23 protein-coding genes are annotated in these 25,460 nt (G+C 62.5%); 19 read left to right on the forward strand and 4 right to left on the reverse strand.

Features of this window, described 5'->3' with window-relative positions:
* Nucleotides 1-7 precede the first annotated feature (7 nt).
* Nucleotides 8-631 carry an outer membrane lipoprotein chaperone LolA gene (gene lolA / locus AA0Z93_RS20925; protein ID WP_313740218.1) on the reverse strand — a complete coding sequence of 208 codons (624 nt, stop codon included), beginning with the start codon at nucleotides 629-631 and terminating at the stop codon, nucleotides 8-10.
* Nucleotides 632-694: 63 nt separating this feature from the next.
* Nucleotides 695-3,211 (reverse strand): DNA translocase FtsK, encoded by a 2,517-nt coding sequence (locus AA0Z93_RS20930; RefSeq protein WP_413047081.1) that lies wholly within the window; start codon nucleotides 3,209-3,211, stop codon nucleotides 695-697.
* Nucleotides 3,212-3,564: 353 nt separating this feature from the next.
* On the opposite strand from AA0Z93_RS20930, the gene aat reads away from it, so the two are divergent.
* The 3 genes from aat to infA all read left to right on the forward strand — a co-directional run bounded on the left by aat (nucleotide 3,565) and on the right by infA (nucleotide 5,337).
* On the forward strand, nucleotides 3,565-4,257 hold the full coding sequence (aat, locus tag AA0Z93_RS20935; protein ID WP_413048387.1) for a leucyl/phenylalanyl-tRNA--protein transferase: 693 nt from the start codon (nucleotides 3,565-3,567) through the stop codon (nucleotides 4,255-4,257).
* A gap of 50 nt (nucleotides 4,258-4,307) precedes the next feature.
* Nucleotides 4,308-5,015 carry an arginyltransferase gene (locus AA0Z93_RS20940; protein ID WP_413047080.1) on the forward strand — a complete coding sequence of 236 codons (708 nt, stop codon included), beginning with the start codon at nucleotides 4,308-4,310 and terminating at the stop codon, nucleotides 5,013-5,015.
* A 103-nt stretch (nucleotides 5,016-5,118) separates the two neighbouring features.
* Entirely contained in the window at nucleotides 5,119-5,337 is a 219-nt protein-coding gene (gene infA, locus AA0Z93_RS20945; protein WP_002553999.1) for a translation initiation factor IF-1, read from the forward strand.
* An 88-nt stretch (nucleotides 5,338-5,425) separates the two neighbouring features.
* Here the strand turns inward: infA and clpA are convergent, their stop codons facing one another.
* Together clpA and clpS are read right to left on the reverse strand one after the other, a co-directional pair.
* Nucleotides 5,426-7,696, reverse strand: coding sequence for an ATP-dependent Clp protease ATP-binding subunit ClpA (gene clpA, locus AA0Z93_RS20950; RefSeq protein WP_413047079.1), 2,271 nt, complete (start codon nucleotides 7,694-7,696; stop codon nucleotides 5,426-5,428).
* A gap of 30 nt (nucleotides 7,697-7,726) precedes the next feature.
* Nucleotides 7,727-8,089: an ATP-dependent Clp protease adapter ClpS gene (gene clpS, locus AA0Z93_RS20955; RefSeq protein ID WP_413047078.1), complete on the reverse strand. Its 363-nt coding sequence runs from the start codon at nucleotides 8,087-8,089 to the stop codon at nucleotides 7,727-7,729.
* 229 nt (nucleotides 8,090-8,318) lie between these two features.
* On the opposite strand from clpS, the gene cspD reads away from it, so the two are divergent.
* The 16 genes from cspD (at nucleotide 8,319) to purB (ending at nucleotide 25,417) form a co-directional block, all read left to right on the forward strand.
* Entirely contained in the window at nucleotides 8,319-8,585 is a 267-nt protein-coding gene (gene cspD / locus AA0Z93_RS20960) for a cold shock domain-containing protein CspD (RefSeq protein WP_413047077.1), read from the forward strand.
* A 422-nt stretch (nucleotides 8,586-9,007) separates the two neighbouring features.
* On the forward strand, nucleotides 9,008-11,233 hold the full coding sequence (locus tag AA0Z93_RS20965; protein ID WP_413047076.1) for an NADP-dependent isocitrate dehydrogenase: 2,226 nt from the start codon (nucleotides 9,008-9,010) through the stop codon (nucleotides 11,231-11,233).
* 507 nt (nucleotides 11,234-11,740) lie between these two features.
* Nucleotides 11,741-13,024 (forward strand): ATP-grasp domain-containing protein, encoded by a 1,284-nt coding sequence (locus AA0Z93_RS20970; RefSeq protein WP_413047075.1) that lies wholly within the window; start codon nucleotides 11,741-11,743, stop codon nucleotides 13,022-13,024.
* Nucleotides 13,021-13,923, forward strand: coding sequence for a hypothetical protein (locus tag AA0Z93_RS20975; protein WP_413047074.1), 903 nt, complete (start codon nucleotides 13,021-13,023; stop codon nucleotides 13,921-13,923). Before AA0Z93_RS20970 ends, AA0Z93_RS20975 begins: the two co-directional genes overlap by 4 nt.
* Before the next feature lie 80 nt (nucleotides 13,924-14,003).
* Nucleotides 14,004-15,254: an aspartate aminotransferase family protein gene (locus AA0Z93_RS20980; RefSeq protein WP_413047073.1), complete on the forward strand. Its 1,251-nt coding sequence runs from the start codon at nucleotides 14,004-14,006 to the stop codon at nucleotides 15,252-15,254.
* Between the two features lie 12 nt (nucleotides 15,255-15,266).
* Nucleotides 15,267-16,589, forward strand: coding sequence for a SidA/IucD/PvdA family monooxygenase (locus AA0Z93_RS20985; RefSeq protein WP_413047072.1), 1,323 nt, complete (start codon nucleotides 15,267-15,269; stop codon nucleotides 16,587-16,589).
* A complete protein-coding gene (locus AA0Z93_RS20990) occupies nucleotides 16,589-16,993 on the forward strand; it encodes a cupin domain-containing protein (protein WP_413047071.1) in 405 nt (134 codons plus the stop codon). The genes AA0Z93_RS20985 and AA0Z93_RS20990 overlap by 1 nt, the downstream gene beginning before the upstream one ends.
* Before the next feature lie 32 nt (nucleotides 16,994-17,025).
* Entirely contained in the window at nucleotides 17,026-18,591 is a 1,566-nt protein-coding gene (locus AA0Z93_RS20995; RefSeq protein ID WP_413047070.1) for a class I tRNA ligase family protein, read from the forward strand.
* Nucleotides 18,584-19,117 carry a DUF3291 domain-containing protein gene (locus tag AA0Z93_RS21000; RefSeq protein ID WP_314490024.1) on the forward strand — a complete coding sequence of 178 codons (534 nt, stop codon included), beginning with the start codon at nucleotides 18,584-18,586 and terminating at the stop codon, nucleotides 19,115-19,117. The genes AA0Z93_RS20995 and AA0Z93_RS21000 overlap by 8 nt, the downstream gene beginning before the upstream one ends.
* Complete coding sequence (locus tag AA0Z93_RS21005) at nucleotides 19,114-20,178, forward strand: ABC transporter substrate-binding protein (RefSeq protein ID WP_413047069.1); 1,065 nt, start codon at nucleotides 19,114-19,116, stop codon at nucleotides 20,176-20,178. The genes AA0Z93_RS21000 and AA0Z93_RS21005 overlap by 4 nt, the downstream gene beginning before the upstream one ends.
* 79 nt (nucleotides 20,179-20,257) lie before the next feature.
* Complete coding sequence (locus tag AA0Z93_RS21010) at nucleotides 20,258-21,166, forward strand: hypothetical protein (protein WP_413047068.1); 909 nt, start codon at nucleotides 20,258-20,260, stop codon at nucleotides 21,164-21,166.
* A 16-nt stretch (nucleotides 21,167-21,182) separates the two neighbouring features.
* Entirely contained in the window at nucleotides 21,183-21,515 is a 333-nt protein-coding gene (locus tag AA0Z93_RS21015; protein ID WP_413047067.1) for a cupin domain-containing protein, read from the forward strand.
* Between the two features lie 91 nt (nucleotides 21,516-21,606).
* Nucleotides 21,607-22,047 carry an NUDIX hydrolase gene (locus AA0Z93_RS21020; RefSeq protein WP_413047066.1) on the forward strand — a complete coding sequence of 147 codons (441 nt, stop codon included), beginning with the start codon at nucleotides 21,607-21,609 and terminating at the stop codon, nucleotides 22,045-22,047.
* Between the two features lie 57 nt (nucleotides 22,048-22,104).
* Nucleotides 22,105-23,229, forward strand: a complete 1,125-nt coding sequence (mnmA, locus tag AA0Z93_RS21025) for a tRNA 2-thiouridine(34) synthase MnmA (RefSeq protein ID WP_413047065.1) — start codon at nucleotides 22,105-22,107, stop codon at nucleotides 23,227-23,229.
* Nucleotides 23,226-23,849: a high frequency lysogenization protein HflD gene (hflD, locus tag AA0Z93_RS21030; protein ID WP_413047064.1), complete on the forward strand. Its 624-nt coding sequence runs from the start codon at nucleotides 23,226-23,228 to the stop codon at nucleotides 23,847-23,849. The genes mnmA and hflD overlap by 4 nt, the downstream gene beginning before the upstream one ends.
* Before the next feature lie 197 nt (nucleotides 23,850-24,046).
* Nucleotides 24,047-25,417: an adenylosuccinate lyase gene (gene purB / locus AA0Z93_RS21035; protein WP_413047063.1), complete on the forward strand. Its 1,371-nt coding sequence runs from the start codon at nucleotides 24,047-24,049 to the stop codon at nucleotides 25,415-25,417.
* Nucleotides 25,418-25,460: the final 43 nt, after the last annotated feature.

The raw sequence follows: 25,460 nt of genomic DNA on the forward strand, positions 1-25,460 counted from the left end.
GATCAGTTCACTCCTGGATGATGTCCGCGCCTTTCGGGACATCGAAACGGAAGCGGCTGTCGGGCACCGGCTGGTTGGCCTTGACGCCATTGAAGAGGATGTTGGTGCGCTGGCCGACGCTGTCGATCAGCTGCATGTCGTTGATCAGCCCTTTGCGGAACGATACGCGCAGCGAGTCGAACAAGGTGTCCTTGGTCTTGGGCTTGAGGGTGAAGTCCATCACTTCGCCCTGCTCCTTCGAGGTGATGTCGAAGCTCTGGCTGATCTTGGAGACGTCACCGGACAGCAACAACGCCGGCGTCTGGTTCAGGCGCACGTCGAGCTTCTTGATCGTGGCCTGCTCCAGGTCCGGATCCCACAGGGTGACTTTCTGGCCATCGGAAACCACGACCTGCTCCTGCGGCGCATCGGTATGCCAGTAGAACAGGCCGGGACGTTTGACCGTCATCTTGCCCGTGGTCTCCTGCAAGCTCGTGCCGCTGGCGTCGAGGGTCAGTTGGGAAAAGGTGGCGTCGATGGTCTGCGACTTCTCCAGCAACTGGGTCAGGCGGGCGACGTCCTGCTCGGCAGCCAGGGCAGGCAGAGCGGCGGCGGTCAGGGCAGAAACCAACAGCATGCGAATCGCGCGCATGGAAATCCTCGTCAAACAGTGAATGGGCCTGGCATCCATGACAGGTGCCAGGCAGGTTGATCATCAATCGCGCGGGCCGCCTGGCGCAATCACTTCCCGCGAACCGTTGCTGTTCATGGGCGTGACCACACCGGCCATCTCCATGGATTCGATCATACGCGCGGCACGGTTGTAACCGATCTTGAGCTTGCGCTGCACGGCGGAAATCGAAGCGCGGCGGCTTTCCAGCACGAACTGTACGGCTTCGTCGTAGAGCGCGTCGGTTTCGGCATCGTCGTCGCTGCTGCCGCCACCGCCGTCGAAGCCGCTGCCGGCCTCTTCGACGCCGTTGAGAATGTCGTCGTTGTAGTCCGGGGCGCCGCGCAGTTTCCAGGCCTCTACCACACGGTGCACTTCATCGTCGGAGACGAAGGCACCGTGCACACGGATCGGCAGGCTGGTGCCTGGCGGCATGTAAAGCATGTCGCCGTGGCCGAGCAATTGTTCGGCGCCGCCCTGGTCGATGATGGTGCGCGAGTCGATCTTGCTGGAGACCTGGAAGGCCATGCGGGTGGGGATGTTGGCCTTGATCAGGCCGGTGATCACATCCACCGATGGCCGCTGGGTAGCGAGAATCAGGTGGATGCCGGCGGCACGCGCTTTCTGCGCGATGCGGGCGATCAGTTCTTCGACCTTCTTGCCGACGATCATCATCATGTCGGCGAATTCGTCGACCACCACCACGATGGTCGGCAGTGTGCTCAGGCTCGGCGGCTCATCGTCCATGCTCTCGCGACGGTACAACGGGTCATGGATGACCTCGCCGGCGGCTTCGGCGTCCTTGATCTTGCGGTTGAAACCGGCCAGGTTGCGCACGCCCATGGCCGCCATCAGCTTGTAGCGCCGCTCCATTTCCGCAACGCTCCAGCGCAGGGCGTTGGCGGCGTCCTTCATGTCGGTGACCACCGGGCACAGCAGGTGCGGAATGCCTTCGTAGATCGACAGTTCGAGCATCTTCGGATCGATCATGATCAGCCGCGCATCTTCCGGCCCGGACTTGAACAGGATCGACAGGATCATGGCGTTCACCCCCACCGACTTACCGGAACCGGTGGTACCGGCGACCAGCAGGTGCGGCATCTTGGCCAGGTCGGTGATGACCGGCTTGCCGCCGATGTCATGCCCGAGCGCCAGGGCTACCGGAGAAGTGGACTCGTCGAACTGGGCCGCCGACAGCACTTCGGAGAAGCGCACCATCTGCCGGTTGTCGTTGGGAATCTCGATGCCGACGGTGGTCTTGCCGGGAATGACCTCGACCACGCGCACGCTGGTCACGGCCAGCGAGCGCGCCAAGTCTTTGGCCAGGTTGGCGATGCGACTGACCTTGACGCCAGCCGCAGGTTGAATCTCGTAGCGGGTGATCACCGGGCCCGGATGGATGGAGTCGACGGTGACCTCCACGCCGAATTCCTTGAGCTTGACCTCCAGCAGGTTTCCGACGCCGGCCAGGGATTCGGGCGAATACTCGATCTTCTTCTCTTCGGCCGGGTCGAGGATCGAGATGGGCGGCAGCGTGCCCTGGACGGCGCTGTCGACGAACTGCTGGGCAGGTTTCTCCGGTACATGGCGCTTGACCGTTTCAGGCGCCCTGGCCGGCTCTTTGGCGGCCGGCGGCATGATGACCGGCGCTGGCCGGGTTTCACGGGGTGCGATGGGTTCGGGCAACGCGGCAGGCTTGGCGGGCGCTGGGAGCGGTGCGGATGCGGCAGTTGGTGCAGGCGAAGCGGTGGCAGATGCAGCGGCCGGCGCTGGCGCCGCAAAGGATGAAGCCAGTGCCGGCTCGCGCTCGACCACACGCTCGCGGGCCTTCACCGGCTCGCGTTTGGCTGGTGGGGCGGTCAATTCAGGCTCATCGACCTCGCGCAATTGCGCGACCAGGCGTTTGCGCTCGTTGCGCGCTTCCCACCACCGGTTGGCAGCGCCTTGCACCAGCTCGAACAGGTCGAGGGTGAGTTTGCCCGTCATGTCCATCACCTTGAACCACGACAGATCGGTGAACACGGTCAGGCCGAACAGGAACAGGGCGATGAACACCAGCGTACTGCCCTGCACGTTGAGCAGGCTGCGCGCCAGCTCGCCCAATCCTTCACCCAGCGCACCCCCGGCTGCGAACGGCAGGCTGGCCGAAGGATGGAAGTGGATGTGCGCAAGCGCCGCGCCCGACAGCACGAGGAACACCAGACCGATCAGACGCCAGGACACCAGCCAGCCGCTCCACTGCCAGGGCTGATGGCGCTCGCGGAAGATCTGCCAGGTCTTGATCGCCAGCAGCAAGGGGAAGATGTAGGCGAAGTACCCCAAGACCATGAACATCACGTCGGCCAGGTATGCCCCGGCTCGGCCGGCAGCGTTCTGCACCTGATCGACGGTGCTGGTATGGGTGAAGCCTGGATCGGCCGCATCGAAGGTCAGCAGCGCCATCCACAGGTAGAGGCACAGCGCGCCGACGGCGATCAGCGCACCTTCCTTGAGCCGGTAATGCATTTGCTGGCGCCACTCGGGCACGGGCAAGGGGGTCGGGGTTGCGGTGGTCTTTTTCAAAACGCCTGTATCCTGCGCGTACTGCGCGTCCGATAGTGTTCAGCCGGACACTGGCCAAGAGTCACTACGTTTAACGTTCAACATGACCGCTCCACGGCTGCCGTGACGGGTTGCCTCGGGAGCAGGCACGTGGGAACGGTTTCCAATGCGCCAATTTGAGCACGCATTGCTTTGCGTGACAAAGGCTTATGCTGTGTTTTTGCACAGGTGTGACAGCAAATGTGCCCAATGGTGCCAGTTGCCCCCTCCGTGTAGGAAAAAACCGCGTCACAGAGCCTTGCGCGCAACCGTTGACCGCTTCGCCCGACCTCGCCATGCTGGGCCTCCTCCCCTCCCCTGCCGTTGCCACCACCATGCTGACCTGGCTCGACCGCGACACCCTGACCTTCCCGGCGCTGCCCAAGGCGCTGCGCGAACCCAATGGTTTATTGGCCGCTGGCGGCGACCTCAGCCCCGAACGCCTGATCGCCGCCTACCGCCACGGCTGCTTCCCCTGGTACCAGGACGGCCAACCGATCCTCTGGTGGTCGCCGGACCCGCGCACCGTGCTGCTGCCCGACGAACTACGGATTTCGCGCTCACTGGCCAAGCTGATGCGCCAGGGCCGCTATCGAGTGTCGTACGACACCGATTTCGCCGCAGTCATAAACGCGTGCGCGGCACCCCGCACCTATGCCGACGGCACCTGGATCACCGAACCGATGCAGACCGCCTATCGTGAGCTGCACGCGCGCGGCATCGCCCACTCGGTGGAAGTGCGTGCCGAAGGCGAATTGGTGGGAGGGCTCTATGGCCTGGCGATCGGCAAGCTGTTTTTCGGCGAGTCGATGTTCAGCCGCGCCGACAATGCCTCCAAGGTAGGCTTCGCCACCTTGGTGCAGCACTTGCGCGCGGCGGGTTTCGTGCTGATCGACTGCCAGATGCCATCACAACACTTGCACAGCTTTGGCGCCCGCGCCATCACGCGGCACCGATTCGCCGAATACCTCGACCGATACCTCGACCAGCCTAATGGAATGCGCTGGCTTGACGCTGCGCGGACTTGACGGCTGGCGTACACTGACAGGCAATACGCCATAACCGGAAGGGGTTGATCATGACCGAGCTGGCACGCCTGAGGTTCTATGCCACTCAGCCGCACGCCTGCAGCTACCTGCCGGACGAACAGGCCACGACGCTGTTTCTCGACCCAAGCCAGCCGATGGACCTGGACGTCTACGCCGACCTGTCCGAGATGGGCTTCAGGCGCAGCGGCGATCATCTCTACCGGCCCCATTGCCAGCAGTGCAACGCGTGCGTTCCGGCGCGCATTCCAGCGGCACGCTTCATTCCCAACCGGCAGCAGCGGCGCATCCTGACGCGCAATCAGGATCTGCGTGTCACCGCCGTGCGGCCTACCTTCAGCGAAGAATATTTCGATCTTTACCGGCGCTACATCGAGCAGCGCCATGCCGACGGCGACATGTTTCCCCCCAGCCGCGAACAGTTTTCCACTTTCCTGGTACGCGACCTGCCGTTTTGCTGCTTCTACGAATTCCGCCTCGACGAACGCTTGTTGGCCATCGCCGTTTGCGACCTGCTGCCCAATGGCCTGTCGGCCGTCTACACCTTCTACGAGCCGAACGAAGAGCGGCGCAGCCTGGGCCGTTACGCCATTCTCTGGCAAATCGGCGAAACGCTGCGCCAGGGCCTGGATGCGGTGTATTTGGGCTACTGGATCAAGAACTGCAAGAAAATGAACTACAAGACGCAGTATCGGCCCATTGAACTGCTGATCAACCAGCGCTGGGTCACGCTGAATTGAAAGCAGTGGCCGCACCCACACTTTTGCGGCATAATCCACGCCACTTTTTTGCCCGCCGCCTGTGCGCGTCGAGCGTTTCACTGAATACCGAGGGCTTTACTGAATGTCGAAAGAAGACAGCTTCGAAATGGAAGGTACTGTCGTCGACACCCTGCCCAACACCATGTTCCGCGTGGAGTTGGAAAACGGGCACGTCGTGACCGCACACATCTCCGGAAAGATGCGCAAAAACTACATCCGCATCCTGACGGGTGACAAAGTGCGGGTCGAACTGACTCCGTACGATCTGAGCAAGGGCCGCATCACCTACCGCGCCCGCTAAGCTCCAGACACGAAAAAGCCCGGCCATTGCGCCGGGCTTTTTCATAGACGAGCGTCCGGGGTCGGATCACCGACCCCGGATGACGACCTTATGCGACTTCCGCCGTGGTCTCGAAATCGAAGACCAGTTCGCCGTCGCGCAACTCTACATGCACCACGCCACCGTGCTCGGACAGCTCGCCGAACAGGATCTCCTCGGCCAACGGCCGTTTGATCTTGTCCTGGATGAGACGGGCCATGGGGCGTGCGCCCATCTGTACGTCGTAACCCGCACTGGCCAGCCAGCCACGCGCTTCGTCGCTGACCTCCAGCAACACCCGCTTGTCTTCCAATTGCGCCTGAAGCTCAATGAGGAACTTGTCGACGATGCTCTTGATCGTCTCGTGGGAGAGACGACCGAACTGGATGATGGTGTCCAGACGGTTGCGGAACTCGGGCGTGAAGCTCTTGCGGATCACTTCCATGGCATCTGAAGCGTGGTCCTGATGCGTGAAGCCGATCGAGGCACGCGCTGCCGTTTCGGCGCCAGCGTTGGTGGTCATGATCAGGATCACGTTGCGGAAGTCCGCCTTGCGCCCGTTGTTGTCGGTCAAGGTGCCATGGTCCATGACTTGCAACAGCAGGTTGAAGACTTCCGGGTGCGCCTTCTCGATTTCGTCGAGGAGCAATACGCAGTGCGGTTGCTTGGTGATGGCCTCGGTCAACAGGCCGCCCTGATCGAAACCGACGTACCCGGGAGGCGCGCCGATCAGGCGCGAAACGGTATGCCGCTCCATGTATTCGGACATGTCGAAGCGTACCAGATCGACCCCGAGCGCCTTGGACAGTTGACGTGCCGCCTCGGTTTTGCCGACACCGGTGGGGCCGGCAAACAAGAAGGAACCGACGGGCTTGTCAGGCGCCTTGAGCCCTGCGCGTGACAGTTTGATCGCTGTTGCCAAGGCATCGATGGCAGCGTCCTGGCCGAACACGGTGAGCTTGAGGTCGCGCTCCAGGTTGCGCAGCAGCTCTTTATCAGAACTGGTGACGTGTTTTGGCGGAATCCGCGCGATCTTGGCCACGATGTCTTCGACCTGCGGCACATCGATGCGTTTGAGGCGATTGCCTTCGGGCTGCAGGCGCTGATAGGCGCCCGCCTCGTCGATCACGTCGATGGCCTTGTCCGGCATGTGCCGATCGTTGATGTAACGGGCAGCCAGCTCAGCGGCTGCACGCAATGCCTCGTCGCTGTATTCGATGTTGTGATGGCTCTCGAAACGGCCTTTCAAGCCGCGCAGGATGCCCACCGTGTCTTCGACCGAGGGCTCGGAGACATCGACCTTCTGGAAGCGTCGCGCCAAGGCACGATCCTTCTCGAAGATGCCACGAAACTCTTGGAACGTCGTCGAGCCGATGCAGCGGATTTCGCCCGAAGAGAGGAGTGGCTTGAGCAGGTTCGAGGCGTCCATCACACCGCCGGACGCAGCACCGGCGCCGATGATGGTGTGGATTTCATCAATGAACAGAATCGCCTGCGGGCGCTTCTTCAGCTCGCCGAGCAGCGCTTTGAAGCGTTTCTCGAAGTCGCCGCGGTATTTGGTACCGGCCAGCAGCGCACCCAGGTCGAGCGAGTACACCACGCTTTGCGCCAACAGATCGGGCACCTGACCGTCGACGATGCGTTTGGCCAGGCCTTCGGCGATGGCGGTCTTGCCGACGCCAGCCTCGCCCACCAGCAGCGGGTTGTTCTTGCGCCTGCGCGCCAGGATCTGCGCCACGCGCTCGACTTCCGACTCGCGCCCGACCAGAGGGTCTATACGGCCCTGGCGGGCTTGCTCGTTCAAGTTGCTGGCATAGGCGTCGAGCGGGTTGCTCGAGCCGTTGGTTTCACCGCCCTCTTCGTCCGACATGTCTTGCTCGCCCTCGGTGCTCGGGCCGTGGCCGGGTACTTTGGAAATGCCATGGGCAATGAAGTTGACCACATCGATGCGCGCCACGCTCTGCTGCTTGAGCAGGAACACGGCTTGGCTTTCCTGCTCGCTGAAGATCGCGACCAGTACGTTGGCGCCGGTCACTTCGCGCTTGCCGGAGCTCTGCACATGGAACACCGCGCGCTGCAGCACGCGCTGGAAGCCCAGCGTCGGTTGCGTTTCGCGATCCTCGTCGTGCACAGGAATCAGTGGGGTGGTTGAGTCGATGAACTCTTGCAGGTCGTGCTTGAGTTTGTCGAGGTTGGCGCCGCAGGCGCGCAGAACGGTTGCAGCGGCTTCATTGTCAAGCAACGCCAACAACAGGTGCTCGACGGTCATGAATTCATGACGCTTCGAACGAGCCTCCTTGAAGGCGAGGTTGAGGGTGACTTCGAGCTCGCGGTTTAACATAGCTTCACCTCATACCCAAGTGGTCGGCGATTAACCGTCCTTCTCGATTTCACAGAGTAGCGGATGCTGGCTTTCCCGAGCGTACTGGTTGACCTGCATGGCCTTGGTTTCGGCAATGTCGCGGGTAAACAGGCCGCAGACTGCTCGTCCTTCTGTATGGACGGTCAGCATGATCTTGGTCGCCAACTCTCGGTTCAGGTTGAAAAACGTCTCGAGTACCTCGACGACGAAATCCATGGGCGTGTAGTCATCGTTGAACAAAACCACCTTGTACATCGGTGGTGCCTGCAGGGCGGGCTTGGCTTCCTCGACGGCGACACCGGAAGCGTGGTCCTCCTGCTCGTGTGGGGGATCCTGATTGAATGTTAGACGAATCTGACTGTGTGCATGCATGGAAAGAAATTCATCACATCTGCAGGTTTAAATGGAGGGTCGACCGCCCAAACAGCCCGCTTACGCGCCGCTGAAGCGTCCTTGACTAATGGCTAAACGGTGTTACAACCAATAGAGACCACCGTGTTCGATAAAGCTCCGCGCAGTCAACCGGATTTTTTCGCAACATCTGGATGCGGTTACCAGAAATGATACTCCAGCGATGGGGCCTTTGCAGAGGGATGTAGGTATGGCGACCGGGAAAGTCAAGTGGTTCAACAACGAAAAGGGTTACGGCTTCATTAATGAAGACGGACGCACCGAGGACCTGTTCGTTCATTATTCGAAGATTCAGATGGACGGTTTCAAGACATTGCGGGCAGGCCAGCAAGTGAAATTCGACATCATTCAAGGACCCAAAGGCCTGCACGCCCAGAACATTCAGCTGAGCGTGAGTGATGCTGGCACCCCCGAACAAGCGAAATCCCCCGTTCGTTTACACTTCTTCGAGGTGTAAGGCTTTATGCCCCCTTGAGGGCAGGCCGATCTCCGGCGGTGCGCTCGTACCGCCCCCTTGCCGAGCGCCCTCAGCCCATGCGGCAATCGACCACATTGCCCCTACGTCTTTGGTCTTATATGCAGGCCGATAGCGCTTGGCCTTGCTGATTAGGCCGAAGGGTTTGATATACTCCGACGCTGACCGCAGGGTCACCGGGGCGAACCCTAGGAATATGCGGCTCGCTCCACCACCAGAGTCGGTCTGCAACGGCCGCATATCTGGCATAAGCCTGGCGTGTTACCGCCCGCCAGCATTGACACTCGATTGATGCATCCACCATCACCGCTCGCGGCCGCTCGACCACGCCTTTACTGGGCGCTGCGCCTACCCAGCGCATTTCGAGACTCGGGCTCGCGCAGCAACACAGAGAGTTAACCCGCATGCCCACCCGTTCCAAGATCATCTATACCTTCACCGACGAAGCGCCAGCCCTGGCCACCTACTCCTTGCTGCCGGTCGTCGAAGCATTCACCGCTTGCGCCGACATTGCTGTCGAAACCCGCGACATCTCCCTGGCAGGCCGTATCCTCGCGGCATTCCCGGAGCAGTTGGGCGCCGAGAAACAGGTAGGCGATCACCTGGCGGAACTGGGCCAACTGGCGACCACCCCCGAAGCCAACATCATCAAACTGCCGAACATCTCCGCTTCGGTACCCCAGCTCAAGGCCGCGATCAAGGAATTGCAGACCCAGGGCTACGACATTCCCGATTACGCCGACGAGCCCGCCACCGACGCCGAGCAGGAATCGCGCGCGCGCTACGACCGCATCAAGGGCAGCGCCGTGAATCCGGTGCTGCGCGAAGGCAACTCCGACCGCCGCGCGCCCCTGTCGGTCAAGAACTACGCCCGCAAGCACCCGCACAAGATGGGCGCCTGGGCCGCCGATTCGAAATCCCACGTCGCGCACATGAGCACGGGTGATTTCTACGGCAGTGAAAAAGCCGCACTGATCGAAGCCGACGGCAGCCTGCGCATCGAGCTGGTGGGTAAAGACGGCAACACCACCGTGCTCAAGGACAAGACCTCGGTCAAAGCCAAGGAAGTGATCGATTGCGCCACCATGAGCCGACAGGCGCTGCAAGCCTTCGTCGTCGAGCAGATCGCCGATGCCAAGGCCGCTGGCGTGCTGTTCTCGGTGCACCTCAAAGCCACCATGATGAAAGTCTCCGACCCGATCATGTTCGGCATCATCGTCGAAGCCTTTTACGGCGAAGTCCTGAAGAAATACGCCTCAGCCCTGAGCGAAGTCGGTTTCAACCCGAACAACGGCATCGGCGACCTTTACGCCCGCATCAAGGACCTGCAGGCCGATCAGCAAGCGCAGATCGAAGCCGATATCCAGGCCCTGTACGCCGATCGCCCGGCGCTGGCGATGGTCAACTCCGACAAAGGCATCACCAACCTGCACGTACCGAGCGACGTGATCGTCGACGCCTCCATGCCCGCGATGATTCGCGACTCGGGCAAGATGTGGAACGCTGCCGGCGAGCTGCAAGACGCCAAGGCCATCATTCCGGACCGTTGCTACGCCGGCATCTACCAGGCCACCATCGACGACTGCAAGGCCAACGGCGCCTTCGACCCCACCACCATGGGCAGCGTGCCGAACGTCGGTCTGATGGCGCAGAAAGCCGAAGAGTATGGCTCCCACGACAAGACCTTCCAGATCAAGGCTGACGGCGTGGTCCGCGTGACCGACGGCAATGGCCAGGTGATCCTGGAGCAGAACGTCGAAGCCGGTGACATCTTCCGCATGTGCCAGACCAAGGACGCGCCGATCCAGGATTGGGTGAAACTGGCCGTCAACCGCGCCCGCCTGAGCGACACCCCCGCGGTGTTCTGGCTCGACCCGGCCCGCGCTCACGACGCGGTGATGATCGAGAAGGTCGAACAGTACCTGAAGGACCACGACACCAACGGCCTGGACATCCGCATCCTCGCTCCGGTCGAGGCCATCAAGTTCTCTCTGGCCCGCATCCGCGAAGGCAAGGACACCATCTCGGTGACCGGCAACGTGCTGCGCGACTACCTGACCGACCTGTTCCCGATCATGGAGTTGGGCACCAGCGCCAAGATGCTGTCGATCGTACCGTTGATGAGCGGTGGCGGCCTGTTCGAAACCGGCGCTGGCGGCTCGGCGCCCAAGCACGTGCAGCAGTTGGTGGAAGAAAACTTCCTGCGCTGGGATTCGCTGGGTGAATTCCTCGCCCTCGCCGCTTCCCTGGAACACCTGGGCAATACCTATGACAACGCCCAGGCCAAGGTACTGGCCGACACCCTCGACCAGGCGACCGGCAAGTTCCTCGACACCAACAAGTCGCCTTCGCGCAAAGTCGGCGGTATCGACAACCGTGGCAGCCACTTCTACCTGACCCTGTACTGGGCCGAAGCACTGGCGGCGCAAACCCAGGACGCGGCGCTGCAAGCGCGCTTCGCTCCACTGGCCAAGGCCCTGGCCGACAACGAAGCGACCATCGTCGCCGAGTTGAACGCCGTGCAGGGCAAGCCGGCCGACATCGGCGGCTACTACGCGCCGAGCCCAGAGCTCACCGCCAAGGTGATGCGCCCGAGCCAGACCTTCAACGGCGCCATCGCCGCGCTGTAAGGGTTAGCTGAAGCGTTACCACGAACCCCGGCCACGCACCGGGGTTCGTGCTATCAGGCACTGGCCGAAAGCCTCGCCAGTCGTCCAAGCTGGGCTGGAAACAGTCAGGATGCCAGTTAAGACGCCGTACGCCTTCACAATGCCCACGCCTTACAGTAGCCCTTGCCCGTGCAGGCTGTTGAGCCTTTACTGACGTTCGGCTCAAAACTTTCCGGACGCCCCCGATAGGCACTTTCTTGCATTCGAGTGAACCAACACTCATATGAATGATATTTTGCCAACTGCAATACATGCGTCAAAAAACATTCATTATTTTTTTGCAGTCAATTGCGACTCACACTAAATAATTAATTGTCGCCTGGACGACCGCTCTAACAAGGGATCTGTCGTGCGTACGGCCGCCGCTCTCTAACTTTACCCGCCACACCGCACATACCTATTCCCGTCATGGCTCTTGCGCCGCCCGATAAAATGCTCCAGTCTCATTGCGCACTTCACGTCCGGCGAATGGAACAGCGGATCAGTTTTTGCCATGGAGGCAACACCATGCGGTATGTCGCAATCGTCGACCCTTATTCCAGCGGTCAATTCCTGGCAGCGGAATTCCTCAGCCGAGGTTTCAACTGCCTGGCCATACATAGTCACTCTCCCCTTCCGTCGGCCTACGCCAACTCTTATTATCCCGACAACTTCCAAGCCGAGTTCATTGCCCAGGGCGAGGCGCTGGCACCCCTGTTGGCCGCGCTGGGCGATTATGCGTGCGCTGCGGTCGTGGCGGGCACCGAGAGCGGTGTCACATTGGCCAACCGTCTGGCGCACGCGCTCGGTCTGCCGAGCTGTGATCCCGACAAGATTGGGATGCTGCGCGACAAGTTTCAAATGCAGGAGCAAATTCGACGCGACGGTCTGCGCGCCATCGGACAATTGCGCGCCACCTCCGTTGCTCAAGCGCTCGCGCAGGCCCCAAGCCTGGATAGCCAACGCATTGTGGTCAAGCCGATGAGCTCTTGCGGGACCGATGGAGTCAGTTTCTGCGAGCGGCCCGAACAGCTGCAAGCCGCTGTCGAGCGCGTCCTGAACCAGCCCAATTGCCTGGGTCAGCACAACGATGCCGTCCTGCTGCAAGCGTACATCGACGGTGTGGAATATGTGGTCGACAGCGTTTCGCTCGACGGTAAGCACTACGTGACCAACACCTCGCGCTACCAGAAGAAGGCCATGAACGGCTCGTTCGTTTATGAACAGGAAGACTTCATTCACCCTAGCGCCACGCACATGCAGGACCTGATCGACTATGCGATGAAGGTACTCGACAGCCTGGGCATTCGCTTTGGTGCGGCGCACATGGAGATCATGCTGGATCGCCACGGCCCGGTTCTGATCGAGGTGGGTGCGCGCCTGCATGGCGCCAAGGCACCGCGCAATGCGCAATTGTTCGCCAATGTCTCGCAAATCGATCTGCTGGTGGATGCGGCCATCGACCCGCAGCGGTTCGCGCTTCGCACGCAGCGCCCACCGGTGTACCACAAGCACTCGCGCGCCGTGTCTTTGATCAATGGGCAGCGTGGCACGGTCACAGCGCTGCCCGGCAAGGAATGGGCGACCACGCTGGCCAGTTACACCACGGCCTTCTGGAACATTGCCGAAGGCGATTCGATCGAGCCGACCCGCGGGCTGTTCGATAGCCCAGGCGGCATCTTCCTCGCCCACGAAAACGCCGAGGCGCTGGAATCGGATACGCGGCTGATCCGCAAGATGGAGCAGGAGGGCAAGTTGTGGACCGTGGCATGAGCAACGGGCTGCTGCTGGTAATGGTGTTCGACGTGCTTTCAGCGGCCCAGTCGGTCTGGTTGGGTCGGCTGCTGCAAGGCGTGACAGTGGAGCACTCGCTGCTGGCGATATTTTCTATAGTTGCGGTTTTTTTCCTGCTGGTCACGCTGTATCGCCGCGACCCGTGGCCGGTGCTCACCGTACGTAACGCGTTGCTGTTCGCTGGCCTCAACGTGGGTACGCTAGCGACCTGGCTGTTCCTGTACCAATCGTTACAGTTCATCGAACCGGCCATGACGGCAGCGGTGCTGTACGGGGTCAACCCCATCGCCACCCTGCTTCTGGGCCTCTTGTTGGCGGGTAGCCTGCAAGGCCTGAGCAAAGGCCGCGTACTGGTAGGTCTGGCAACGGTGGCCAGCATGTGGCTGGTCGCGCATACCGTTCTGCAAGGCAACTCCAGTCTGGGCACACAGCAGGGTGACAGCGGGCCGTACGGGTTGGCGATGGCGGTCATGACCGGCTGCGCCATGGCTGCGGTCAACCTGATTTCCAAACGGATCTACGAACAGGGCTATCAACTGCATCAACTGATGTCCATGCGCTTCTTCTTGCTCATCCTGGTCTGCGCGTTTCATGCCAGTGGCTTCGAGCAGAGTGCGCGCGACAACGGCGGTGCGTTCTTGATGATTGCCGTGCTCGGCAATATCGTCCCTTTATACTTCTTGCAAAAAGGCATTAGCCGCAGTGAGCCTTCGCAAGTGGCGTACGTCCTCTTGCTCACACCGATATTGGTCTTCGCCTTCCAACTGTTCGACCATCGACTTCAACTAAGTCTTTATTCGATTGCGGCGATCACCGTGGTATTGGGTTTTGCCATGCTGGGTTTGAAAATAGAACAAAGCGCCACCCGAAACTCATAATTCCCTCCATAGGAAACTCCGCCCTTTTCAAAAGGGCGATCCTAGGGGCGTGCCCCCGCTCATTGCAATCAGGAGCTAACATGGAAGTTTTCGAGCAGCACGAGTCGGTCGTGCGTGGTTATTGCCGTTCGTTTCCCGTCTTATTCGACACGGCGGACGGAAGTTACTTGAACAGCGCAGACGGCACCCGTTATCTGGACTTCTTCTGCGGTGCGGGGACCCTCAACTATGGGCATAACGATCCGGACATGGTCGAGGCGTGCATCGACTATCTACGTCGCGGAGGTCTGCTCCATTCGCTGGACCTGTATTCCCAGAGCAAGGCGCAATTTCTTCGAGCCTTCCACGCCCGCATCCTAGCGCCGCGCCAGTTCGACCACAAAATCCAGTTCACTGGCCCGACCGGCACCAATAGCATCGAGGCGGCCATCAAACTGGCCCGCAAAGTGACCGGCCGACATGCCATCGCCTGTTTCACCGGCGGCTACCACGGCATGTCTCTGGGCGCATTGGCCATCACCGCCAATCCGGCGAAGAAACAGTCCATGGGTGTTCAGGTGCCCGGCGTGATCCGCCTGCCCTACGACGGTGTGCACTTGCAGGATGTGGCGACGCAGTTACAGATGCTCGAAGACATGTTCTGCCGCCCCGGCTACGGCAACGATCTGCCCGCCGCATTCGTGCTCGAAGCGATTCAAGGCGAAGGCGGCATCAATTGCGCCAGTGACGAATGGCTGCAAGGGGTGGCTGCGCTGGCGCGCAAGGTCGGCGCCCTGCTCATCGTCGACGACATCCAGGCGGGCAATGGTCGCAGTGGGCCGTTCTTCAGCTTCGAATCGTCAGCCATCGTGCCTGACATCATCTGCCTGTCGAAATCCTTGAGCGGGCTGGGCCTGCCGTTTGCCGTCACCTTGTTGCGTCCTCAATACGACATATGGTCCCCGGCCGAGCACAACGGCACGTTTCGAGGCAACAACCTGGCCATGCTGACGGCAACCGTAGCGCTCGAAAAATTTTGGCAGAACGACGACTTGACCCAAGCGGTTCACGCCAAGGGCCAGCAATTGCGTCAGCAACTGCAGGAAGGCCTGTCGGGCCTGCCCATCGGCGCGCACATTCGCGGCCGCGGTCTGATGCTGGGCATCGCGTTCGACGACGACAGTTTTGCCAAGCGCCTGTCTGCCGCCCTGTTCGAGCGGCACATGGTCGCCGAAACCTGCGGTCCGGCCAGCCAAGTGCTCAAGTGCATGCCTGCCTTGACCATGGACACCCGCGATTTGCTCGAGGGTGGTGAACGGATCATCCAAGTCGCCCACGCACTTTCACGCTGAAGGAACAGCCTCATGAACGAAATCTTCGATGTCATCGGTGTCGGCTTCGGGCCGGCGAACATTGCCCTGGCGATTGCGCTTGAGGAAAAGACGCTGGGCGGTCGCTACCTGTTTCTGGAAAGCAATACCGCACCGGACTGGCAGCCCGAAACGCTGATCGACGGCTCGGACACCCAGCACAATCCGCTGCGCGACTTTGTCACTCCGCGCAACCCCGTGAGCCCCTATGGATTTCTCAGCTACCTGAAAGCCAAGGACCGCTTGTTCGACTACTTGAACCTGGGGCTGGAGTTTCCCTACCGCCTGGAATATGCCCGTTACGTGCGCTGGGTGGCGCGGCAGTTCGATCGCTGGGTCAGTTACGGCGAGCGGGTCACTGCCATCAGCCGGGCCGGCAGCGCCGGTGAACTGATCCAGGTGCGCACCTCGCTGGGGCGTACGCTCCTGGCGCGCACTCTGTCGTTCGGACCGGGACGCACACCGTTCGTGCCGGAAGTGTTCAGCGGCGAATTCGCCGGACGGGTCGCGCACTTCACCCAGTACCTGACCGCCAATGCGCGCTGGTGCAGCGAAGGCGAGCCTCGTTCCATCGCCGTGGTCGGCAGCAGCCAGAGCGCGGTGGAACTGACCCTCGACCTGTCGGCGCGCTACCCGAACGCACAGATCCACAATGTGTTCCGTAGCTTCTCCTATCAGCTCAAGGACACCAGCCCGTTCACCGAGGGCGTGTATTTCCCCGAGTTCGTCGACGACTTCCACGCCGCGCCCATCGAGCTGCAGAAGAGACTCACCGCCGAAGTGTTGCGCAGCAACTACAGCTCAGCCGACCTGGACGTCATCAAGACGCTCTATCACAAGCTTTACGTACAAAAGCTCGACGGTCGCGAGCGTATCCACCTATACAACATGAGCGAAATCAAGGAAGCCGTGCTCGACCAGGGCCAGGTTCGCCTGACGCTGCACAACGCCCTCAAGGGGCAGGACAAGCAGCTGAAGGTCGACAGCGTGGTATTGGCCACCGGTTTTCGCAACCTGGGCAACGCCAGCAACGATGAATTCCTCCCTGAGCTTCTGCGCGACGTGGCCGCCAAGGCCTGCCGACGCAGCGACGGCTCGGTGAAGGTCGAGCGGGACTACCTGATCGCTTCGCAGGATCCGAATTTTCCACCGATCTTCCTCAACGGCCTGTGCGAGTCGACCCACGGTTTCGGCGACGCAGGCTCGTTCAGCCTGCTTTCGCTGCGTTCCTGGATGATCGCCGAAAAGGTCGAGGCCCTGACCGCCGCGCCTACCCTGCGACTCGCCCCCCCTCTCCAGCACGAAGCGATCCTCTGATGAATGCCATTACCAAACCCAAAGCGTTGCCCATCGAATCGTACATTCGCCGATACGCGGACCTGACCTTCACCGACGAATACAACTGCAAGCTGCGCCGCTTGTTCCCGTGGGCCGGGCAAGTCAACACCAAGCGCCCGCTGACCGAGTTCGGCTGCATCTGGGTGCAGGTCGAACCGCATACCGATGTGGACCGCCACGCCCATGACGAAGAAGAGACATTCATCGTCGTCAGCGGTGAAGCCGAGCTGGCCATCGAGTCGCAGGTGACCACCATCGGCTTCGGCGATGTGGTCTATCTGCCACGCCACATGCACCACCAACTGCGCAACCGTAGTCACTTGCCCTTTGTGATGATCGACATCTATTGGGACTGGGGCGGCCAATCCGACAGTTCGCTGTGAACCGCCCCTGAACCGACCAAAAGGACATGGACATGCCTGCCACTCCCCGTTACGTCATTACGCTGCCGCCGCCCACACCCAATGGCGGTTTGCACCTGGGCCACCTGAGCGGCCCGTTCCTCGCCGGGGACATCCTGGCCCGTGCCGCGCGCCTGCAAGGCATCGACAGCTTCGTCACCTGCTACAGCGACGTTAACCAATCCTACGTGCGGGTGACCGCCGGGCGTCTGGGCGTCGAGCCGCAAGCATTGGCCGCGCAGTGGACGGAAAACATCGGTGCGACCCTGCAACGCTGCGCCATCGCCGTAGACGACTATTACGCGCCCGATGCCGAAGCCAATCGCTACGTGCGTCAGCTGTTTCTCGACCTCTACGAGCGTGGGGTGCTGGTGCGCAAGCCCTATCCCTTCATGCGCGACCGCAGCAGCCAGCAACTGCTCGACGAAGCCGGGGTCTCGGGTTACTGCCCCGCGTGCCTCGCCGCCTGCAAGTGCGGCATTTGCGAAGCCTGCGGCAAGCTGACCCATGCCCGTAATCTGCTCGATCCGCGCAACACCCTGAGCGGCTCACGGGACTTGGAGGTGGTCGAAGTGGAGGTCATGGTGGTGGAGCTCGAGCGCTGGCGCGCCGATATCGAACGCTTCTACGCGCAGGACCGACCCTGGCGCCAACGCTACTTATGGCTGGCACAGGATGCACTGGGCGGCGCGCTGCCCGACTACCCGGTCACTACGCCCTCCTCCTGGGGCATCGCTGTGGATCTGCCGGGATTCGAAGGGCAGATGTTCAACCCCTGGCCCGAAATCATGGCGCAGCTCATCCACTCCTACCGCCGGGCGCAGCGCTTGCAGCCGAGCGAGACGCAGAACCGCTACGTCAACTTCTTCGGTTTCGACAATTCGTACTTCTACGCCATCCTGCACATCGCTCTGCTGGGGCAGATCGACAACGGCCAATGGCTACCCTACGTCAGCCTGATCAACGAGTTCTACAACCTCGACCATGCCAAGTTTTCCACCAGCAATGGCCACGTGATCTGGGCCGACGACAGCATCGCACGCTTCAGCGCCGACGAACTGCGCTTCTATGCGGCCCTAAACTGCCCGGGCCTGGAAAAGGCCAACTACAACGAGCAGGCCATGGTGGCGGCCTTGGACGGCTCGCTGCATCGGGTTTGGCACAAGGTAGCGGGCAGGTTCAACGCGGCACTGGCCGAGCTGCCGGCCGGCCGCGGTGTGCTGGGTTGCAGTCAAAGCACGCGCGACGTCGCCGCCAGCGCTGCAGCGACGATCCTGCGCAGCATGTCGGTGGAACGTTTCCATGTGCGCCAGGCGGCCGAGGACTGCTTGCACCTGCTGGGCTGGATCGAGCATGGATTCGAGCAGCCAGGTGCCGAATTCGATGACCACGTGCATCTGCTGGCGACCTTCGCCCGAATGTGCTCGCCGCTGATGCCAGAGGCCTGCGAGCGGCTGCACCAGGCACTGTGCGGCACTTCACTGGCCCAGGGCGCGCCGCTGGAAGAAACCCGACCGCAACCGTTGGACACCGACCTGTTCCGTTTCGACGCGACGCACACAGGAGGTCGGCATGCCTAGAGTCTGCCTGATGACCTATTCGGTGCTGCGCGCGCCCTATGGCGACCCCTTGGTGCAGGACTTCGACGACCGCACGCCGGACGTGTTCGCCGAAGCCGAGGCCTCGCCGGGGTTCATCGCCCGCGCCAGGCAACAGGACGACCAGGAATGGCTCAGCAACCACCAGCGCGAATGGGGCCCCTGGGGGCCGTTCGCGGTGCCACGGTTCTACAACGACGGCATTCTCAACGGCCACTCCACCCAGGCCCAGACCGTGTCGGTCTGGGAAGACCTCAAGTCGGTGTTCGACTTCACCTACCGTGGGCCCATGCACCGGCAGGCCTTGCAACTGCGCAAAGGGTGGTTCCTCGACCAGCGCTGGCCGATCTATGTGGTCTGGTGGTCGCCCGACGACGTGCTGCCCACCTGGCGTCAGGCCTGCGAGCGCCTCGAGCATCTGCACGACCATGGCGCCACGGCCTACGCGTTCACCTTCCGGCGCCCGTTCGCTGCCGACGGGCAACCTGTGCAGATGAGCGACCTATGAAAGCACTGCACGTACCGCAGTGGTTGCTCGCAGCTGGCTGGCTTCGGCACAAAGGTGCGGTGAAGGTCGCAGCGTGCGAAAGCGCTGGCGAAAATGCCATCGACCTGTTCGCCGCGCTCTACCTGACCACCCGCCGCTATGCCATCGCCCTCGACCTCAGCTGTCATGACGACCGGCGCGACGCCGAAGTCGCCGCCCGCCTCGCGCGATCGCTCTGCGAGACCCAGCACGCAGTGGTGGTCGGGCATTTTGGCGCGGTCACCGCGTTGAGCGCTTGTGCGGTCTATGACCAACATCCGACGTTGTTTCTGGCGCCAGGTTGCTCGGACCCTCGCCTATGCTCGGGAAGCGGGCCGGGACGGCATGCCGTGCGTTTGTTCGGCAATGACGACGAGCAGGTCGATTGCCTGCTCGCCGGCATCGAGCCCGGTGCGCGCGTGAGCATCTTCGCCCAGCGTGCCAACTACGGTTACCGCCTGGGTAAGACCTTGCACCAGCGACTGATCGGCCAGGCGTCCACTGCGGCAGTCACCTTCCTGGCCTTGGGCGAGCGGCCAGGCCAGCAGCACTGCCGGGAAGGCGAGTTCGTCGTAATCGCCGGCTCGTGCGAGTTCGCCCAACGCCTGGCGCCTCAATTGGCATTACGCAGCGGCCAAAAGCTGCTGTTGAGTGACGATTGCCGGCCGGACAAAGCCGCCCAACTGGGCTTGCGCAACGAAATATCCGTCGCGTCCCTGGCATACGACTGGTCCGGCGCGCATTACGCGGAGCTGGCCGAACGGGTCGAACAGGCCCGGGTTCTCACGGGCCGGCCACCGGGGCCTTACTTTGTGAGCTGCCTGCTCGCCTGCCAGGCCCTGTGCCTGGCGCTACTGGCCCATCCTGGCGCAACGCCCGCACAGTTGCGCGCGCACATTCTCGGGCAACGGCTCGAATCACCGTTGGGCCGGCTGAGCTTCGATCCCGCCGGCGGCCTGCGCGGCCACCGCTGGGCGCTGAGCCCTGTACCCATGCCCGCCTGCCCCCCTCGGTCAGATTGCCATGCCCTATCCATCGTTTGACTTTTGCATACTGGGCAACGGCCCGTTGGGCGCGGCAGCGGCCGCCCATCTGGCAGGCCTCGGCGCAACGGTCTGTCTGGTGGGCGCTCGTCCTGCCGAGCGCTGGAGCGGCCATCAGGACCATTCGCGCCTGTACCGGACACTGCATCAGGACGCCTACTGGACGCGTCTCGCCCAAGCCAACCTGCCCTTGATGCAAGCGCTGGGCGCACGCACGGGCATCCACTTCCTTCGGCCGGCGCCGGTCTACTACGACCAGCGCGTCGCCGGCGCCTGCGCGCAGGGCCATCCGAGCACCAGCGAGTTGATCGCCACCGATCCCTGCGGTGGGGTCCTCGACCCCTTGGCCTACATCGCCGCGCTCAACCAGCAGGCCCAGGCCTGGGGCGCGGATCTGCGAGCCGACGTGGCGAGCATCGGGCGCTGGCTGGACGGGCAGCATGAAGTGGCCATGGCGGCGAATGGCACGATTCGCTGTCGCCATCTCATGGATTTTCGAGGGTTTTACGCCATGCCTACGCCAGGCGGAGCAACCATCGCGCGTACCACGTTGCTGGTGCGCCATCCTCCCCAGCATCGGTTGCACGGCTTCATCCGCACCGAGCTGGACAACCCTGACGTAGCGGAATTTTTCGCCTGCTGCGAACTGGAGGCAAACGACGAACTGCAGACCAGCAAGTTCGTCATTGCCGATGCGCGATCGGTGTTGCTGGAAAGTACGCAGGCGCTGCAGGACTGGTTCACCGGCGGCTTTAGCCAACATCCCCAGCTGCCGTGGGCGGTCGAAGAGATTCGCCGCATGGGCTATGACATCCACAGCCTGCACCTGGCGCCTTGCGCCTTCACCCGCACCCCCAGTGGGCGGCCTGAGGTGCGCGTGTCGCAGAACCATCTACGGTTCTATGGCTGCAACGGCTCGGCGGCCAAATGCGCCCAAAGCCTGGCGCGCGATGTGATCGAGCCCTATCTGGGCGCTTGCCAACCGTAAACCAAGGACGAGAACCATGACCGTTTCGGATTTTTTGAAACTCGACGAGCAGCAGGCCGCGGCGCGCCTCAAGGCCTCGGACGAGGTGTTTCATGTGCTGTTCGAGCGCGGCGATTTTTCCATGGAACTGTTCGCGCCATGCGAAGTGGACACGCAAACGCCCCATGCCCAAGACGAGGTGTACGTGATCAGTGGCGGTCACGCCTGGTTTCGGCGTGAGCAGGAAGTCGTCAGCGTGCGCGCCGGCGATGCGTTGTTCGTCCCGGCAGGTGTCGAGCACCGCTTTTTCGATTTCAGCGACGACTTCCGCACGTGGGTGATCTTCTTCGGTGAGCGCAAGCCGCTGTAAGGCCATGGCCTGCGCGGGCCACCCCATGTACACCGGGTGAAGAAATTCGGCTAGGGTGGGCCTCACAGCCCAAGCGCACGAGAGCACCGTCATGACCTGGCAACCCCACATCACCGTCGCCACCGTCGTCGAACACGCAGGCAAGTTCCTGTTCGTCGAGGAGTTCAAAGCCGGCAAGCACGTGTTCAACCAACCGGCCGGCCATCTGGAGCCGAACGAAAGCCTGCGCCAGGCGGCGCTGCGCGAAACCCTGGAAGAAACCGCCTGGGAAGTGGAGCTGACCGGCGTGGTGGGCATCTACCTGTACACCGCCCCCAGCAACGGCGTGACCTACCAGCGCGTCTGCTTCGCCGCCCGTGCGCTGCGCCACCACGCCGAGCGCCCGCTGGACAGCGACATCCAGCGGGCATTGTGGCTCAGCCGTGACGAACTGCTGGCCGACCCTGCACGCTGGCGCAGCGAACTGGTGCCGCGCTGCCTCGACGATTACCTGGCCGGCCCCTTGCACAGCCTGGACCTGCTGCGCGACTGACGCGCGGCCGGCAGCCTGATAGAATCGGCATTTTTTCCCTGATACACGCCGGTAATCATGACCAACCCAGCACGTAAAGACCCCGCCCAGACCCGCGTCATCGTCGGCATGTCCGGCGGCGTGGACTCGTCCGTTTCCGCCGTCCTGCTCATGCAGCAGGGCTATCAGGTGGAAGGGCTGTTCATGAAGAACTGGGAAGAGGACGACGGCACCGAGTACTGCACCGCCCGCGAAGACCTGGCCGACGCCCAGGCCGTGTGCGACCGCATCGGCATCAAGCTGCACACCGCCAACTTTGCAGCCGAGTACTGGGACAACGTGTTCGAGCACTTCCTCGAAGAGTACAAGGCCGGTCGCACGCCCAACCCGGACATCCTCTGCAACCGGGAAATCAAGTTCAAGGCCTTCCTCGACTATGCCCTGTCGTTGGGCGCCGACCTGATCGCCACCGGCCATTACGTACGCCGGCGCGACACCGGTGCCGTGACCGAGCTGCTCAAAGGCCTGGACCCGAACAAGGACCAGAGCTACTTCCTGCACGCGGTCGGCGGCAGCGAAATCGCCCGCACGCTGTTCCCGGTCGGCGAGCTGGAAAAACCGGCGGTACGCGCCATTGCCGAGCAGCATGGTCTGGCCACGGCGAAGAAGAAGGATTCCACCGGCATCTGTTTCATCGGCGAGCGACGCTTCAGCGATTTTCTCAAGCAATACCTGCCTGCCCAGCCGGGGGAGATCCAGACCACCGAGGGCGAGCTGATCGGCCGCCACCATGGCTTGATGTACCACACCATCGGCCAGCGTCAGGGCCTGGGCATCGGCGGCTTGAAAGACGCCGGCGACGAACCCTGGTACGTGCTGGAAAAAGACCTGGCGCGCAACGTGCTGGTGGTGGGCCAGGGCAATGAGCACCCATGGCTGTTCTCCCGCGCGCTGTTGGCATCGGAGATTTTCTGGGTCAACCCGGTCGACCTCGCGGCGCCACGCCGCCTGACCGCCAAGGTGCGCTATCGCCAGGGCGATCAAGGCTGCACCCTCGAGCGCAGCGAAGCCGGCTATCGCGCCGTGTTCGACGAGCCACAACGCGCCGTCACGCCCGGCCAGTCGGTGGTGTTCTACGACGGCGAGGTGTGCCTGGGCGGTGGCGTGATCGAAGCGGCCGAGCCCTGGAGCCCGCGTCCATGAGTACGCTCAAGGAGCAATTGATCGCATTGGGCGGGGTGTTCCAGGCGGCCGTACTGGTCGACCAACTGGCCCGCACCGGCCAGGCGAGCGAGGCGAATCTGGGCTGCATGTTGGGCAGCCTGCTGGTGCGCGACCCCAAGGACACCCTCGAGGTGTTCGGCGGCGACGACCTGAACCTGCGCGAGGGATACCGCGCGCTCGTCGGCGCCCTGGAGCGCGACCCGGCCATCCTGCAACGCGAACCGCTGCGCTACGCGCTGTCGATGCTGGGCCTGGAGCGGCAGTTGGCCAAACGCGGCGACATGCTCGAACTGATCGGCAAGCGCTTGCCGCAGATCCAGTCACAGGCCGACCACTTCGGCCTGGTGCACGACAACGTCATCGCATCCAGCGGCGCGCTGTACCAGGACACCCTCAGCACTTTGCGCCAACGCATCCAGGTGCATGGCGACTCGCGCTTCCTGCAACAGGCCAACAACGCCTCGAAGATCCGTGCACTGCTGCTGGCCGGCATCCGCGCAGCGCGCCTGTGGCGGCAGCTGGGTGGGCATCGCTGGCAACTGGTGTTCAGCCGTCGCAAGCTGCTCAACGAGCTGTATGACCTGATGCGTGCGCCTTGACCTCCTGAACACCCAAGCGCTGTGCAGAGGCCTGCAATGCCAGGCAATCCACAGCGCCGGCCGCCGGCTCGCAGCTGCATATCCGCTTCCAGCGCTGGGTCGGCCGCACCTGCTACCTTCGGTCCGCCACAAGACGCGGGGAGCAAATTCGTGTACGATGTGCGCCCTCCAAAAGCCCGACTGTCCGAGAACACCCCATGCAGCTCTCCTCGCTCACTGCGGTTTCCCCTGTAGACGGCCGCTACGCCGGCAAAACCCAGGCCTTGCGCCCCATCTTCAGCGAGTACGGCCTGATCCGTTTCCGCGCCCTGGTCGAGGTGCGCTGGCTCCAGCGCCTGGCCGCCCACCCGCAGATCGCTGAAGTCCCGGCCTTCTCCGCCGAAGCCAACGCCGTGCTCGACGCACTGGCCAACGACTTCCAGCTGGAGCACGCCGAGCGCGTCAAGGACATCGAGCGCACCACCAACCATGACGTCAAGGCCATCGAGTACCTGCTCAAGGAGCAGGCCGCGAAATTGCCGGAACTGGCCAAGGTCAGCGAATTCATCCACTTCGCCTGCACCAGCGAAGACATCAACAACCTCTCCCACGCCCTGATGCTGCGCGCCGGCCGGGACGAGGTGCTGCTGCCGCTGATGCGTCAGATCGCCGACGCCATCCGCGCCCAGGCCCACGCCCACGCCGAAGTGCCGATGCTGTCGCGCACCCATGGCCAACCGGCTTCGCCGACCACCCTGGGCAAAGAGCTGGCCAACGTCGTCTACCGCCTGGAGCGGCAGATCGCGCAAGTGGCCGCCGTGCCGCTGCTGGGCAAGATCAACGGCGCCGTGGGCAACTACAACGCCCACCTCTCGGCCTATTCGCAGATCGACTGGGAGGCCAACGCACGCGCCTTCATCGAAGACGAGCTGGGTCTGCAGTTCAACCCCTACACCACGCAGATCGAGCCGCACGACTACATCGCCGAGCTGTTCGACGCCATCGCGCGCTTCAACACCATCCTCATCGACTTCGACCGCGACGTCTGGGGCTACATCTCGCTGGGCTACTTCAAGCAGAAGACCGTAGCCGGCGAAATCGGCTCCTCGACCATGCCGCACAAGGTCAACCCGATCGACTTCGAGAACTCCGAAGGCAACCTGGGCATCGCCAACGCGCTGTTCCAGCACCTGGCCAGCAAGCTGCCGATCTCGCGCTGGCAGCGCGACCTGACCGACTCCACCGTGCTGCGCAACCTGGGCGTGGGCTTCGCCCATAGCGTCATCGCCTACGAAGCCAGCCTCAAGGGCATCGGCAAGCTGGAAATCAACACCGCGCGCATCGCCGCCGACCTGGACGCCTGCTGGGAAGTGCTGGCCGAGCCGATCCAGACGGTCATGCGCCGCTTCAACATCGAGAACCCCTACGAGAAGCTTAAAGAGCTGACCCGTGGCAAAGGCATCACCCCCGACGCCCTGCTGAGCTTCATCGACGGGCTGGACATGCCTGCCGAAGCCAAGGCCGAGCTCAAGCAACTGACCCCGGCCAGCTACATCGGCAATGCTGTGGCCCAGGCCAAACGCATCTAAGCGGCCCGTCGCGCCTAACGCCCGGCCTTGCCGGGCGTTTTTA

This window comes from Pseudomonas phoenicis, from assembly GCF_047302395.1.
Lineage (GTDB): Bacteria > Pseudomonadota > Gammaproteobacteria > Pseudomonadales > Pseudomonadaceae > Aquipseudomonas.